The sequence below is a fragment of the Microbacterium sp. LKL04 genome, from assembly GCF_900102005.1.
Taxonomy (GTDB): Bacteria; Actinomycetota; Actinomycetes; order Actinomycetales; family Microbacteriaceae; genus Microbacterium.
In genome coordinates this window covers 1,309,427-1,322,733 of the sequence record NZ_LT627736.1, presented here as the reverse complement: position 1 = coordinate 1,322,733, position 13,307 = coordinate 1,309,427, and the positions used below count along the sequence as shown (strand labels likewise).

The 13,307-nt window shown below is 70.7% G+C and carries 10 protein-coding genes and 1 tRNA gene; 8 read left to right on the top strand and 3 right to left on the bottom strand.

All coding sequences use genetic code 11. The annotated features are described in order from the left end of the window. Positions 1-30 precede the first annotated feature (30 nt). On the top strand, positions 31-945 hold the full coding sequence (locus tag BLP38_RS06540) for a phosphodiesterase (RefSeq protein WP_091354758.1): 915 nt from the start codon (positions 31-33) through the stop codon (positions 943-945). Here the strand turns inward: BLP38_RS06540 and BLP38_RS06535 are convergent. Next, positions 905-2,473: a stealth conserved region 3 domain-containing protein gene (locus BLP38_RS06535; protein WP_091354755.1), complete on the bottom strand. Its 1,569-nt coding sequence runs from the start codon at positions 2,471-2,473 to the stop codon at positions 905-907. The two genes, BLP38_RS06540 and BLP38_RS06535, sit on opposite strands and share 41 nt — an antisense overlap. A 93-nt stretch (positions 2,474-2,566) precedes the next feature. On the opposite strand from BLP38_RS06535, the gene mgrA reads away from it, so the two are divergent. The 5 genes from mgrA to BLP38_RS06510 are packed head-to-tail and all read left to right on the top strand — an operon-like array spanning position 2,567 to position 8,045. Continuing rightward, the gene (gene mgrA / locus BLP38_RS06530; protein WP_091354752.1) at positions 2,567-3,640 is read left to right on the top strand and encodes an L-glyceraldehyde 3-phosphate reductase; all 1,074 of its coding nucleotides are present in this window, start codon (positions 2,567-2,569) and stop codon (positions 3,638-3,640) included. Continuing rightward, on the top strand, positions 3,637-4,563 hold the full coding sequence (locus tag BLP38_RS06525; RefSeq protein ID WP_091359602.1) for a 4-(cytidine 5'-diphospho)-2-C-methyl-D-erythritol kinase: 927 nt from the start codon (positions 3,637-3,639) through the stop codon (positions 4,561-4,563). The genes mgrA and BLP38_RS06525 overlap by 4 nt, the downstream gene beginning before the upstream one ends. 38 nt (positions 4,564-4,601) lie before the next feature. Further along, positions 4,602-5,912 carry a GNAT family N-acetyltransferase gene (locus tag BLP38_RS06520; protein WP_091354749.1) on the top strand — a complete coding sequence of 437 codons (1,311 nt, stop codon included), beginning with the start codon at positions 4,602-4,604 and terminating at the stop codon, positions 5,910-5,912. A 2-nt stretch (positions 5,913-5,914) separates the two neighbouring features. Further along, positions 5,915-6,226 carry a hypothetical protein gene (locus BLP38_RS06515; RefSeq protein ID WP_091354746.1) on the top strand — a complete coding sequence of 104 codons (312 nt, stop codon included), beginning with the start codon at positions 5,915-5,917 and terminating at the stop codon, positions 6,224-6,226. Positions 6,227-6,236: 10 nt separating this feature from the next. Continuing rightward, on the top strand, positions 6,237-8,045 hold the full coding sequence (locus BLP38_RS06510; protein WP_091354743.1) for an ABC-F family ATP-binding cassette domain-containing protein: 1,809 nt from the start codon (positions 6,237-6,239) through the stop codon (positions 8,043-8,045). Here BLP38_RS06510 and BLP38_RS06505 read toward each other — a convergent pair whose 3' ends face one another. Together BLP38_RS06505 and BLP38_RS06500 are read right to left on the bottom strand one after the other, a co-directional pair. Continuing rightward, positions 8,046-8,960 (bottom strand): pseudouridine synthase, encoded by a 915-nt coding sequence (locus BLP38_RS06505; RefSeq protein WP_231916598.1) that lies wholly within the window; start codon positions 8,958-8,960, stop codon positions 8,046-8,048. Between the two features lie 13 nt (positions 8,961-8,973). Then, positions 8,974-9,471, bottom strand: coding sequence for a MarR family winged helix-turn-helix transcriptional regulator (locus tag BLP38_RS06500; protein ID WP_091354740.1), 498 nt, complete (start codon positions 9,469-9,471; stop codon positions 8,974-8,976). An 86-nt stretch (positions 9,472-9,557) separates the two neighbouring features. Here BLP38_RS06500 and BLP38_RS06495 point away from each other — a divergent pair, with 86 nt between their 5' ends. Then, the gene (locus BLP38_RS06495; protein ID WP_091354737.1) at positions 9,558-13,166 is read left to right on the top strand and encodes a glycosyl hydrolase 53 family protein; all 3,609 of its coding nucleotides are present in this window, start codon (positions 9,558-9,560) and stop codon (positions 13,164-13,166) included. Between the two features lie 68 nt (positions 13,167-13,234). Continuing rightward, positions 13,235-13,306 (top strand) — tRNA-Gln (locus tag BLP38_RS06490). Position 13,307: the final 1 nt, after the last annotated feature.

The following is a 13,307-nucleotide window of genomic DNA, read 5'->3' as shown; positions in this document are numbered from 1 at the left end:
CGAGCTCTCGCACTGACGGAAGAAGTGACCATGCGCCGCGCCGAGCATCCGGCCGCCGAACGGATCCTGCTCCACCTGAGTGACACGCACCTGCGTGGCCCGGGACCCCGTCTGTTCGACAGTGTCGACGGTGAAGCATCGCTGACCGCAGCCCTCGACGCCATCGAAACCAGCGGCATCGCGCCCGACGCGATCGTCTTCACGGGCGACCTCGTCGATCTCGGCGAGGCCGCCGCGTACGACGCGATACGCGCGCTCGTCGAGCCGTTCGCCGAACGGCTCGGGGCGCGTCTGCTGTGGGTCATGGGCAACCATGACGACCGCGGCGCGTTCCGGGAGCACCTGCTCGACGAGACGCCGACCGACCCGACGGCGCCCTACGATCGGGTCGACGAGCTCGACGGGCTCCGCATCGTCACCCTCGACACGAGCGTGCCCGGACACCACCACGGCGAGCTCTCCGACGCCCAGCTCGCGTGGCTGCGCGGCATCCTCGCAACACCCGCGCCGCTCGGCACCGTCCTCGCGATGCACCACCCGCCGGTTCCAAGCGTCCTCCCGCTCGCGGCGAGCGTCGAGCTTCGCGACCAGAACCGGCTGGCAGGCGTCCTGCGCGGCACGGACGTGCGCGCGATCATCGCCGGCCACCTGCACTACTCGACCTTCGCGACGTTCGCGGGGATCCCCGTGTCGGTCGCCTCGTCGACCTGCTACGCGCAGGATCTGACCGTCCCCGTCGGCGGCAGCCGCCCGCAGGACGGCGCGCAGGCCTACAACCTCGTGCACGTCTACGACGACACGGTCGTCCACTCGGTCGTCCCGATCGATGTGCCGCGTCCGCTGGAGTACATCGACCCCGACGAGGCTCAGCGACGCCTGCGCGAGGCGGGCGTCGCCGGCTCCGTCACGCGTGCAGCTCGACCGGGCGTGCCGGCGCTGCGCTGACCGCAGGATCCTCCCACGGCGCGCGCACCGGGAAGAGCCGCTCGAGCAGACCCGTCACGGCACGCACGCGCACCGCTTCGGGCACCTCGAGGTCGCCGCCGTCGTTGAGGCAGAACATGTCCACGTCGCTGCGCTCGGCGAGTCGCTCCATGCGGCGCAGAGACGCCGCCTGCGTCGTCTGGAAGTACCGCACCCGCGGCGCCGTCGACGCGATAGCGCGCCCTGTGAACTGCGCGTAGTAGTGGTACAGGCAGTTGGTCACCGACACGTCGGTGGCTGACCGGAAGCGGGATGCCGCGGTGCGCCGGATCTCCTCGGGGAACTCCTTCTCGAGCTCGACCATCACCGAGCGGCGCAGGGGCGCTGCACAGTGTTCGAGGTCGCGGACGATCGTACGGCCGAAGCGTTCCTGGAGCAGCTCGCGGTTCAGTCGCAGCGCATTGTCGTGGCCGCTGCGGGCGACGCGCCGCGGTCCCGTCCCGATACGCACGTCGCACTCGACGAACGACGAGACGCCTGCGGGCGAGAAGAAGAGCTCGGGCGACAGTGGCCGCCCGAAGAACATGTCGTCGTTCGAGTACAGGAAGTGCTCCGACAGCCCCTCGATGCGGTGCAGCTGCGCTTCCACCGCGTGCGAGTTGTGGGTCGGCAGCACCGAGGTGTCCTCGAAGAACTCCTCGCTGCGGACGATCGTCACCTTCGGGTGGTCGAGCAGCCAGGCGGGGGCGGGGGAGTCGGTCGCGATGAAGATGCGACGCACCCACGGCGCGTACATGTGGACGCTCCGGAGGGCGTACCGCAGCTCGTCGACGTGACGGTAGCGGGCGGGCCCATCGTCGCCGTCACCGACCACGTACTCCGACATCTGCGCCGCGCGCTGGCGCTGGAACTCCGACGACGAGCCGTCGACCCATGAGAAGACCATGTCGATCTCGTGCGTCACGTCGCCCGGGTGCGGGTCGAACATGCCCTGCACGGTCTGCCACGTGCGCCCGTACCGCTCGACAGTCGCCGGCTCGACGTCCTCCGCCGCGAAGACGCGACGCGTGAGGTCATTGGCGTGGGGCGCTTCGACCAGCTCCTCGCCGAAACGCCAGAACTCGAGCCGCACGCCGTGGCCGGCGCCGTAGCGGAGCTCCCCGGCGATGCGCGGACGGAACACCCGCACCGAGGAGGGGCCAGACGCGCGCAGGCGGAGCTCGCCGAGCGGCACGGGCGTACCGCCCTTGGCCTTCGCGTACAGCGGCTCGGTGACGGCCCGATCCGCGAGCACGCTCAGCGCGCGATTGCGGTGGTCGAGGTCGACGACGAGACCCGGCACGGAGCGGGAGTGCCGGATGAGGAGATGCGGGATGCCGGCATCCGAGAGGGAGTCGGCGATCAGCAGCAGGTCGGCGATGCGCGCCTGTTCGGGAGTGGTGTCGTCATGGCGCAGATGCAGCATGCCTCCAATGAGGACGATGTCCTCGCGTTCGAGGAGTGCGGTCCAGGAACCACCCTCGGACGGCAGTGCAGTCAGTCGCGCCATATGTTCTCCTTGTTGTGCATGTTCGGTCGGGCAAGAGTAGATGTCGGTCGTTTCGCCGACGTTTCGGGTGTCCGGCATCGCTAGCCTGGGGTGATGACCGACTACGCGGACCGTTTCCCCTCGTCGCGCAATGGCGACACCCACCGCCCCTATCAGGCGGCATCCTCCCGCTACGATGCGGGGGCCTTCCGCCAGGTCGGCTCGAGCGGCCTGTATCTGCCGGCGATCTCGCTGGGACTCTGGTGGAACTTCGGGGACAACATCCCCTTCGACAACCAGCGTACTCTGCTCCGGCACGCCTTCGACCGGGGCGTCACCCACTTCGACCTGGCGAACAACTACGGCCCGCCGTTCGGTTCGGCGGAGACGAACTTCGGTCGCATGATGCGCGAGGACTTCGCACCGTACCGCGATGAGCTGATCCTCTCGTCCAAGGCCGGCTACGACATGTGGCCGGGCCCGTACGGCAACTACGGATCGCGGAAGTACCTCATCGCGAGCGCCGAGCAGTCGCTCACGCGCATGAGCGTCGACTACGTCGACATCTTCTACTCCCACCGCGCCGACCCCGTGACGCCGATCGAGGAGACCATCGGCGCCCTCGACACGCTCGTGCGTCAGGGCAAAGCCCTCTACGTCGGCATCTCCTCCTACAGTGCGGAGCGCACCGAAGAGGCCGTCGCCGTGGCGAAGAGCCTCGGCACGCCGCTCATCATCCACCAGCCCTCCTACTCGATCCTCAACCGCTGGGTCGAGGACGGTCTGACGGACTCGCTCAAGACGGCCGGCATGGGTGCCATCGCCTTCACCCCACTCGCGCAGGGCCTGCTCACCGACAAGTACCTCGGCGACGGCCGCGCCGAGCGCGCCCAGAGCCGGTTCTCGCTGCCCGACGGCCGGCTCAACGAGAAGGCGCTCGACACTCTCCGCTCACTCAACGACATCGCCCAGCAGCGCGGCCAGACGCTCGCACAGATGGCCATCCAGTGGGTGCTGCGCGACGAGGTGGTCACCTCCGCCCTCATCGGCGCATCGCGTCCGGAGCAGCTGGACCAGAACCTCGCCGCCGTCGACGGGGCGCCGTTCGACGACGACGAACTCGCGCGCATCGACGAGCTGTCGGGTGCGATCGACGTCGACCTGTGGGCCGACTCGGCGAACGCGTGAGTCTGCCCCTCGATACTGCCCGGCGCGTCCACGTGCGCGCGCCGGGCAAGATCAACCTCTTCTTCGAGGTCGGCCCCGTCGGCGACGATGGCTACCACGACGTGGCGTCGGTGTATCAGGCGGTCTCGCTGTTCGAGGACGTGTGGGCGTCGCATGCCGACGTCACGAGTCTCTCCGTGAGCGGTGACGTGGACGTGTCGGGCGTCCCGCTCGACGCCTCGAACCTCGCCCTGCGCGCGGCGCGCCTGGTGACGGGCGCCGTCGGATGGGAGGGCGGCATCCGTCTCGAGATCCACAAGGGCGTCCCCGTCGCCGGCGGCATGGGAGGCGGGTCGGCGGATGCGGCGGCGGCTCTCGTCGCTGTCAACGATCTGATCGACGGCGGTCTCAGCTCGGGCGACCTGCACGCGCTGGGTTCGCAGCTCGGCGCTGACGTCCCGTTCGCGCTCCTGGGCGGCACAGCGGTCGGGACGGGGCGCGGAGACGAGCTCGCTCCGGCTCTCGGTCGCGGTTCCTTCGCGTGGGTCCTCGTCGCGGACGGCGGCGGGCTCTCGACTCCCGAGGTGTACGGCACGCTGGACCGCCTGCGCGCGGACGCCGACATCGCCCCCGACCGGGCGACCCCGTCGGTGGACCCCGCGGTCCTGCGGGCTCTTCGGTCGGGGGATGCCGCGGCCCTGGGCGCGGCGATCCGCAACGACCTCCAGCTCGCCGCGGTCCACCTCCGTCCCGACCTCGCCGTACTCATCGATGAGGGTCTCGCCGCCGGGGCGCTGGGCGGCATCGTGTCAGGGTCGGGCCCGACGGTCGCGTTCCTCGCCTCGAGCGCGGGACACGCCCGCGAGGTCGCGGAGCGTCTGGGGGCGGCGGGTCGGCAGGCCCACGCGGTCTCGGGTCCTGTCGCCGGCGCGAGGCTGGTCTGACCTGGCATCGTGTCGCCACCCCCGCATAGCCTGGGGGCATGAGCTCTCTCGCTGACCAGTTCCATTCGACCGCGCTCGACGAACACCTGGCCTCGACATTCGAGGCCCGGGGCCTCCGGGCTGCTCGCGTCGGAGACGACGATCGTGAAGGCACACGCCGGTGGCAGGATGCCGTCGCCCGTGGCTTCCTGGACGGGGAGCCCACCGAGGTCCAGTACACCGAGTCCTTCGCGCACAACGGATACCGCCGCAAGGTGGGCGTCTACGACGACGGCGGTGTGCAGGCGGACGTCCCGGTCGCGACATTCGCGTCGTGGGGGACGGAGCTCACCCTGCCTGGCGGTTCGGCGATCCCGATGTGCGCTGTCAGTGCCGTCACGGTGGCGCCCACGCACCGGCGTCGCGGCATCCTGAGCACCCTCATGCGAGGCGAGCTGCGCACCGCGGTCTCGCTCGGGTTCCCGATCGCGGGCCTCACCGTCAGCGAGTCCGGCATCTACGGCCGATTCGGCTTCGCGCCCGCGGTCACCGCCACGTCGTGGGAGATCTCCACACGTCGCACCGGGTGGATCGGTCCGGTCGCCCCGGGGCGCATCGACTACGTCACGCGGGAGCAAGGGCGGGATGCTGCGACCGCGCTGTACGAGAGGGTCCGTCTGGATACGCCCGGCGAGATCTCCATGCCCGGCGGCCACTGGGACCGCACGTTCGGAACGCGTCCTGATGTCGAGAAGGCCGACAAGCTGCGCGTCGTGCAGTACCGATCGTCGTCGGGCGAGGTCGAGGGCGTTGCGATCTACAGCATCAGCGAGGACGACGACGACTGGGCTGCCTCGACGGCCACGGTGTCCCGGGTGGTGGCGGGGACGGATGCCGCCTACGCCGGGCTCTGGCGCTTCCTCCTGTCCCTCGATCTGGTGGGTACCGTCCGGGCCAGCGAGCTATCGGTCGACGAGCCGCTCTGGTGGATGATCGACAACAAGCGAGCGGCGCGCATCACCAGCCGCGACCACCACTATCTGCGTGTGCTCGACGTCCCGGCGACGCTGGCCGCGCGCAACTACGACATCGAGGACGTCATCGCGCTGGAGGTGACCGACGCGCTCGGCATTGCGGACGGGACGTTCGTCCTGTCGGCCGGCGAGGCGCCCGGTGTCGACGTGGTCGACGAGGCGCCTCTCGGTGTGCTGCTCGTGCGTCTCGGCGTTGCGGAGCTGTCCGCGATCCTCCTCGGCGGAATCTCGCCGGTGACGCTCGCCCGAGCCGGCCGCATCGAGACGGACGACCCGCACCGCGTCGCGCGGGTCTTCGCCGCGACCACCACGCCGCGTCTGAGCTTCTGGTACTGACCGTGGACACGCTCGCCTGGATAGGGATCCTCCTCGGCGGTGTTCTGCTGGTGTGGTCGCTGTGGGCGACGCTGCGCGCCAACGCCGGTCGCCGCATTCCGATGCTGACGAATGCCGACGTCGTGCCGCCCGGGTCGATCGTGGCGCGCGTCGTCGGCATCGCCGTTTTCGTGTTCTCGTCGTTGAGCCTCGCGGGCCGTTCGGGTGTGTGGCCGGCGGTCATCCTCTTCGCGGGCGCCCTCGTCGGTCTCCTCGCCCTCGCCTCACACAACCGGCGGGCCGCACACGCGGGCCGGTCAGGCGACGCCGCGTAGCCTGGAGGCGATGGCACATCTTCTCGGGGCCGAGGCCCTGCACCTGGAATACCCGACCAAAGTGGTCTTCGACGGCGTCTCGCTCGGCGTCGACGAGGGCGACCGCATCGGCATCGTCGGCCGCAACGGCGACGGCAAGTCGAGCCTCATGGCGATGCTCGCCGGTCGCCGTGACCCCGACTCCGGCCGGGTGACCGTCCGCGGCGGCGTGACGATCGGGGTGCTCGAGCAGAGCGACGTCCTCCCCGACGACCTCACCGTGGGGCGCGCCGTCGTCGGCGACGGCCCCGAGCACGAGTGGGCGCGGGATGCGAAGGTGCGCGACGTCATCGCGGGCCTGCTGTCCGACCTCGACTGGGATGCCGCCATCGGCACGCTCTCCGGTGGTCAGCGTCGTCGTGTCGCCCTCGCGCAGCTGCTGACGGGGGACTGGGACGTGCTCGCGCTGGACGAGCCCACGAACCACCTCGACGTCGAGGGCATCGCCTGGCTTGCCGAGCACTTGAAGCGGCGCTGGTCGCCCTCCTCCGGGGCGCTCATGGTGGTGACCCACGACCGGTGGTTCCTCGACGAGGTCTGCACGAAGACGTGGGAGGTGCACGACCGCATCGTCGAGCCGTTCGACGGCGGCTACGCGGCGTACATCCTGCAGCGCGTCGAGCGCGACCGCCAGGCCGCCTCGATCGAGGCACGGCGGCAGAACCTCGCACGTAAGGAGCTCGCCTGGCTCCGCCGCGGTGCCCCTGCCCGCACGAGCAAGCCGAAGTTCCGCATCGACGCGGCCAACGAGCTCATCGCCGACGTCCCCGAGATTCGCGATCGGGTCTCGCTGCAGTCCCTCGCGGTCGCACGGCTCGGCAAGGACGTCGTCGACCTGCTCGAAGCGGGTGTCGCGTACGACGGCCGTGACATCCTGCGCGGGGTCGAGTGGCGCATCGCGCCGGGGGAGCGCACCGGCATCCTCGGCGTCAACGGCGCCGGCAAGTCAACGCTCCTCGGCCTCGTCTCCGGCGCCGTCCAGCCGACGAGCGGGCGGGTCAAGCACGGCAAGACCGTGAAGGTCGCAACCCTCACGCAGCGGATGGACGAGCTCGATCCGCACCTGCACGAGCCCGTGCGCGTCGTCGTCTCGCGGCTGCGGACGACCTACACGTTCGGTGCCGGTTCGAAGGCTCAGGAACTCACGCCCGGGCAGCTCCTCGAGCGGATGGGCTTCGCCTCGGCGCAGCTCTCCACCCCCGTGAAGGACCTCTCCGGCGGTCAGAAGCGGCGCCTGCAGCTGCTGCTGATCCTCCTCGACCAGCCGAACGTCCTGATCCTCGACGAGCCGACGAACGACCTCGACACCGACATGCTCGCCGCCATCGAGGACCTCCTCGACTCCTGGGCGGGCACCCTCATCGTTGTCTCGCACGACCGCTACTTCATGGAGCGCGTCACCGACCAGCAGTACGCCGTCATGGGGGGCGGGCTCCGACACCTTCCGGGCGGCATCGAGGAATACCTGCGCCTGCGGGCGAGTCAGCCGCAGGCGACGGGTGCGGCGACTCCCGGCGGTCAGAAGGCGGATGCCGCGGCACCGACGGCATCCGCACTCTCAGGTGCGGACCGTCGCACCGCCGAGAAGGAGGTCACGAGCCTCGAGCGCAGGATCGCCAAGCTCTCCGACCAGATCACGAAGGCGCGGACGGCACTCGCCGATCACGACCAGGGCGACTACGTCGGGCTCGGCGAGAAGATGCAGCAGATCACCGCGATGGAGACCGAGGTCGCCGAAGCCGAAGAGCGGTGGTTCGAACTCAGCGAGCAGCTGGGCTGATCAGACGCGACCCGCTTCGCGCAGCGTGAGGCCGGTCGTGAACTCGCGCGTTCGGCCGCTCAGGGGATCTACGAAGCGCAGTTCGCGGGCCAGCAGCTGCAGCGGGTGCTCGGGGTCGTCCGGCGCTTCGTCGAGCAGGTCGGGGTAGAACCGGTCGCCCAGGATGCCGAGGCCGATCCCGGCGAGGTGAGCACGCAGCTGGTGCATGCGGCCCGTCCGCGGATGCAGGCGGAGGTGGGCGGTGGTCTCGCCGATGCGGATCGCCTCGACGAGAGTCTCGGCGTTCGGTTCGCGGTCCTCTTGCACGATGGCCCGGAGGCTTCCGCGGGTGCTCGTGAGGTGCGACCGGACGACGCGGGGGAGCTCCGGCATCCCGTCCGCCGGAATCGCTGTGACCGCTTCGTAGACCTTCTCGACGGCGCGGTCGGCGAACAGGGTCTGGTACGCGCCGCGGGTCGCCGGGCGGACGGAGAACATCACGAGACCGGCCGTCGCCCGGTCGAGTCGGTGGATGGGCGTCAGATCCGGGTTGTCGAACCGCCGGCGCAGGCGCACGAGGGCGGAGTTCATCAGGAACCCGCCGCCCGGTGTCGTCGGCAGGAAGTGCGGCTTGTCCACGACCAGCAGATCGTCGTCGAGGTGGCGCACCGCGACGTCGTACGGGATGTCGGGCTCGTCGGGCGGCTCGCGGTAGTACCAGACGAAGTCCTCGGCCCCCAGCGGCGTCTCCCGCGTGAGCTTCGTGCCGTCGAAGGCGACGACCTCACCGCGGTCGAAGCGACCGAGGAGGATCTCGGAGTCGATGTGCGAGAACCGGCCGGTCACGTAGTCGGCGATCGTCTCCCACGGACCCGTCCGCGGTACCCGCAGCCGGGTGGGACCCACCCCGTCGCGGACGGGGAGCGGAGCTCGCATCGCCATGTCGCGCTCAGGCGTCGAAGCCGAGGCTGAGTTTGCGCAGCAGCCCGGCGAGGCGCTCGCGGTCGGCGCGCGAGAGCTGACCGAGCAGCTCCGCCTCGGCGTCGACGAGTCTCGTGATCGCGGCATCCACTCGGTTCCGGCCCTCTTCGGTCAGGGTCACGAGCACACCGCGGCCGTCACCGGGATCTGCGGCGCGGACGACGAGGCCGCGCTCGACGAGACGGTCGATGCGGTTGGTCATCGTGCCGCTCGAGACGAGGGTCTGCTGCAGGAGCTGCTTCGGGCTCAGCGTGTAGGGCTCGCCGGCGCGGCGGAGCGCGGAGAGCACGTCCCACTCCCACGGCTCCAGGTCGCTGCGGTGGAACGCCTCGCGGCGGGCGCGGTCGAGGTGGCGGGACAGGCGGTCCACGCGCGAGAGGACCTCGAGGGGGGAGAAGTCGAGATCCGGCCGCTGCGCGACCCACGCGCTCACGATCCGGTCGACCTCGTCATGTTCGGGGACCATCCCCTCATCATCGCAGAGCGCCTGCTACTGTGACCGGTAACAGGCGGGCGATGACGTGACCGCCGAGATCGAAGAGGATCCCCTCGATGCCTGCATCGCGCGCCCGGCGGACGACCGCCGTCTCCACCACCACCGCCCTCGTCCTCGGTCTGCTGGGTGCCGGCGCGATCGCCGCGCCCGCCGCTTCGGCCGCGGAGGGACCCGTCGACGCGGGCATCGCCGTCCGCAAGGTCGACGGCCTGCCGGCCGATTTCATCAACGGCGTGGACGTCTCGTCCGTGCTCTCCCTCGAGGCCTCCGGCGTCGTCTTCCGCGACGACGACGGTGAGCCCGCCGACCTGTTCGACGTCCTCGCAGACCACGACGTCACCGATGTCCGCGTCCGCGTCTGGAACGACCCGTTCGACGCCGACGGCAACGGTTACGGCGGCGGTGACGTCGACGTCGACCGCGCCGTCGAGATCGGTAAACGCGCCACCGAGGCGGGGCTGCGCGTCCTCGTCGACTTCCACTACTCGGACTTCTGGGCGGACCCGGCGAAACAGCAGGCGCCGAAGGCGTGGCGGGATCTCAGCGTCGACGAGAAGGCCGGTCGGACCCGGGAGTACACCGCCGACGCCCTCGAAGAGTTCGCCGACGCCGGTGTCGACGTGCACATGGTGCAGGTCGGCAACGAGACGAACAACGCCGTCGCAGGGGTCACCGGGTGGCCGGGGATGTCGAAGATCTTCTCCGCCGGTTCGGCCGCCGTCCGCGACGTGTTCCCCGACGCGCTCGTCGCGGTGCACTTCACCAACCCCGAGACGGCGGGCCGCTACGCCGGTTACGCCGCCAACCTGAAGTCCTACGGCGTCGACTACGACGTCTTCGCGTCGTCCTACTACCCCTTCTGGCACGGGAGCACCGCCAACCTGACCTCCGTCCTCCGGCAGGTGGCCGACACGTACGACAAGAAGGTCATGGTCGCCGAGACGTCGTGGGCGCACACCCTCGACGACGCCGACGGTCACGGCAACGTCATCGACCTCCCCTCCGAGGCGACGCAGTACCCCGTCTCGGTGCAAGGCCAGGCCACCGCGGTGCGGGACGTCATCCAGGCGGTCGTCGACGTGGGCGACGCCGGTATCGGCGTCTTTTACTGGGAGCCGGCCTGGCTCCCGGTCGGCCCGCCCGAGCGGCTCGAGCAGAACAAGGTGCTGTGGGAGCGTGACGGATCAGGCTGGGCGTCGAGCTTCGCGGGCGGGTACGAGCCCGAGGACGCCGGGCACTGGTACGGCGGATCGGCCTGGGACAACCAGGCGCTCTTCGCCGCCGACGGTGTCCCGCTCGAATCGTTGAACGTGTTCTCCTACGCCCGCACCGGCGCCGTCGCCCCGCGCCAGGTCGTCGACGTCGAGGACCCCACGGTCACCCTCACCGACGGGGACGAGATCGTCCTCCCGTCGACGGTCGCCGTCACCTTCAACGACGGTTCCGTCGACGACGAGACGGTCGAGTGGTCGCGGGATGCCGAGTGGATCGGCGGACCGGGCACGTACACACTGGGCGGCACGACCGCATGGGGGCATGCGACGACGGTGACCGTCGTCATCCGTCCGGTGAACGCACTGCGGAACCCCGGATTCGAGGATGCGGATGTGTCGATGTGGCGCGCCACCGGTGCGGGACTGACGCTGCGGTCGACCGATGATCCCCGCACGGGTACGCGGTCGGCGCACTTCTACTCCGGGTCGGCCTACACCTACACGCTCCGTCAGACCGTGACGGGGCTCCCCGCGGGCCGGTACTCCGCATCGGGAGCACTCCAGGGTGACGGGGAGGGCAACGACGGGACCGTCCGGCTGACCGTCTCGTCGGGGGACGCTGCGGCCTCGGCCGACTTCGGGCTCGACGGTTGGCGTGCCTGGTCGACGCCCGCGACGGACGCCGTCACCGTCGTCGAGGGCGGCACCGCGACCATCGAGGTCACGGCATCCCTTCCCGCCGGCGCGTGGGGCACCCTCGACGACCTCGTGCTCACCCGGGCCGCCGACGCGGTCGACACCGCCGACCTCCGGGCGCTCGTCACGCGCGCGGACGACGTCGACCGTGCGGCCGCCACCACGGGATCGATCGAGACGCTCGACGAGGCCGTGCGCATCGCGCGTCTCGTCCTGTCGTCGTCGGCCCCGAGCGCCGACCGCGTCACCGCCGCCGAGACTGCGCTGGAGGCCGCCTTCGAGGGTCTCGTGCTCGTCGGCGAGGCGCCCGCACCCGTCGTGCTGCCGGTCGCCGTGACCGTCCGCGAAGGCGAACCGGTGACCCTGCCCGCCTCCGTGAACGTCCGCGCCTGGGACGGGGCGGTCCGCACCACGCCCGCTACCTGGTCGGACGCGGTCTCGTGGATCACCGGGCCCGGCGAGTACACCGTTCGCGGTCGTGCCGCCGACACGGACGTGACGGCCGCCGTCACCGTCACGGCGGCCGCCTGGGTGCGCGACGGGGGCTTCGAATCATCGGGCGCATCGCCGTGGACCGTGACCGGCACCGGCGCCGCCATCGGAGCGACGACGGATGCCGCGGCCGGCGCTCGTGCCGTGTCGTTCTGGTCCGGGTCCGCGTACCGATTCGCCGTGACGCAGCGCATCGAGGGCGTCACGCCCGGCACGTACGCCGTCTCGGCGACCGCGCAGGGAGACGGAGAGGGGAGCGGTGCCCTTACGGTCACCGCGACCAGCGGAGCTCGCACCGCCGATGCTCCCATCCCGCTGGAGGGCTGGCAGCAGTTCAAAACCGGCACGACCCCCGCCATCACGGTCGGGTCGGACGGGATCCTCACCGTCGGTGTCGCCGCCGATCTGCCCGCCGAAGCGTGGGGCACCGTCGATCAGATCCGCGTCGTCCGCACCGGCGACCGGGTCTCGACCGACGAGCTCGCCGCGCAGATCGCCGAGCTCGCAGAGCTCGACACCGCGCCGTACACGGCGTGGTCGGCGAAGCGGGTCCCGGCGGGGCTTGAGAAGGCCCGCATCGTCGTCGCTGCCACCTGGCCCACCGCGGCCGACGTCGACCGCGCCCGGGCCCTTCTGTCCGACATCCGCGCCGGACTCGTCCGGGCGGACGCCGACACCGCCACGGCGCGGCCGGCGGAGGCGACCCTATCGAACGACAACGGGTACGACACCGGACTGAAGGACGGCGACTTCACGGTCACCATGAACCTCTGGTGGGGTGAGAACGCCTCGTCGGTGCGCTTCTACGAGAACGGCACTCTCCTGAGCACCGTGCCCCTCGCGTACCGGGGTACGCGGGCGCAGACCGCCCGGGTGCCGATCGCGGGACGAGCCGACGGTACGTACCGCTACACCGCCGTGCTGGCGAACACGCGCGGCGAGACGCGCACCGCCGAGATGACGGTCGTCGTGGATGCCGCGGCCCCCGGCATCCCTGTCCTCAGCCACGACGACTACGACGGCGATGGCACCTTCACCGTGACCGCGGACCTGTGGTGGGGCACGAACGCCACGTCCTACCGGGTGTTCGAGGACGGCCGCGTCGTGGCGGAGGGTGACCTGGTGGCGCGTACACCCAAGGCGCAGCGGGCGAGCTACGCGGCATCCGGTCTCAGCCGCGGATCGCACGTGTTCACTGTGGAGTTCCGGAACGCCGCCGGCACGACGACGAGCAAGCCGCTCACGGTGACGGTGCGTCGCTGACGCGCCCGGAGGGACGGCGGTCGCATGGCAGACTTGTCAGGCGGCCGCCGGACCCCGGACGGCTGCGGTCCGCCGTGGTGTAATGGCAGCACGACAGCCTTTGGAGCTGTGAGGTCTAGGTTCGAGTCCTGGCGGCGGAGC

Coding starts and splice junctions, on each gene's coding strand:
- BLP38_RS06540 (WP_091354758.1), top strand. CDS start 31: ATGCGCCGCGCCGAGCATCCGGCCGCCGAACGGATCCTGCTCCACCTG.
- BLP38_RS06535 (WP_091354755.1), bottom strand. CDS start 2,473: ATGGCGCGACTGACTGCACTGCCGTCCGAGGGTGGTTCCTGGACCGCA.
- mgrA (WP_091354752.1), top strand. CDS start 2,567: ATGACCGACTACGCGGACCGTTTCCCCTCGTCGCGCAATGGCGACACC.
- BLP38_RS06520 (WP_091354749.1), top strand. CDS start 4,602: ATGAGCTCTCTCGCTGACCAGTTCCATTCGACCGCGCTCGACGAACAC.
- BLP38_RS06510 (WP_091354743.1), top strand. CDS start 6,237: ATGGCACATCTTCTCGGGGCCGAGGCCCTGCACCTGGAATACCCGACC.
- BLP38_RS06505 (WP_231916598.1), bottom strand. CDS start 8,960: ATGCGAGCTCCGCTCCCCGTCCGCGACGGGGTGGGTCCCACCCGGCTG.
- BLP38_RS06500 (WP_091354740.1), bottom strand. CDS start 9,471: ATGGTCCCCGAACATGACGAGGTCGACCGGATCGTGAGCGCGTGGGTC.
- BLP38_RS06495 (WP_091354737.1), top strand. CDS start 9,558: ATGCCTGCATCGCGCGCCCGGCGGACGACCGCCGTCTCCACCACCACC.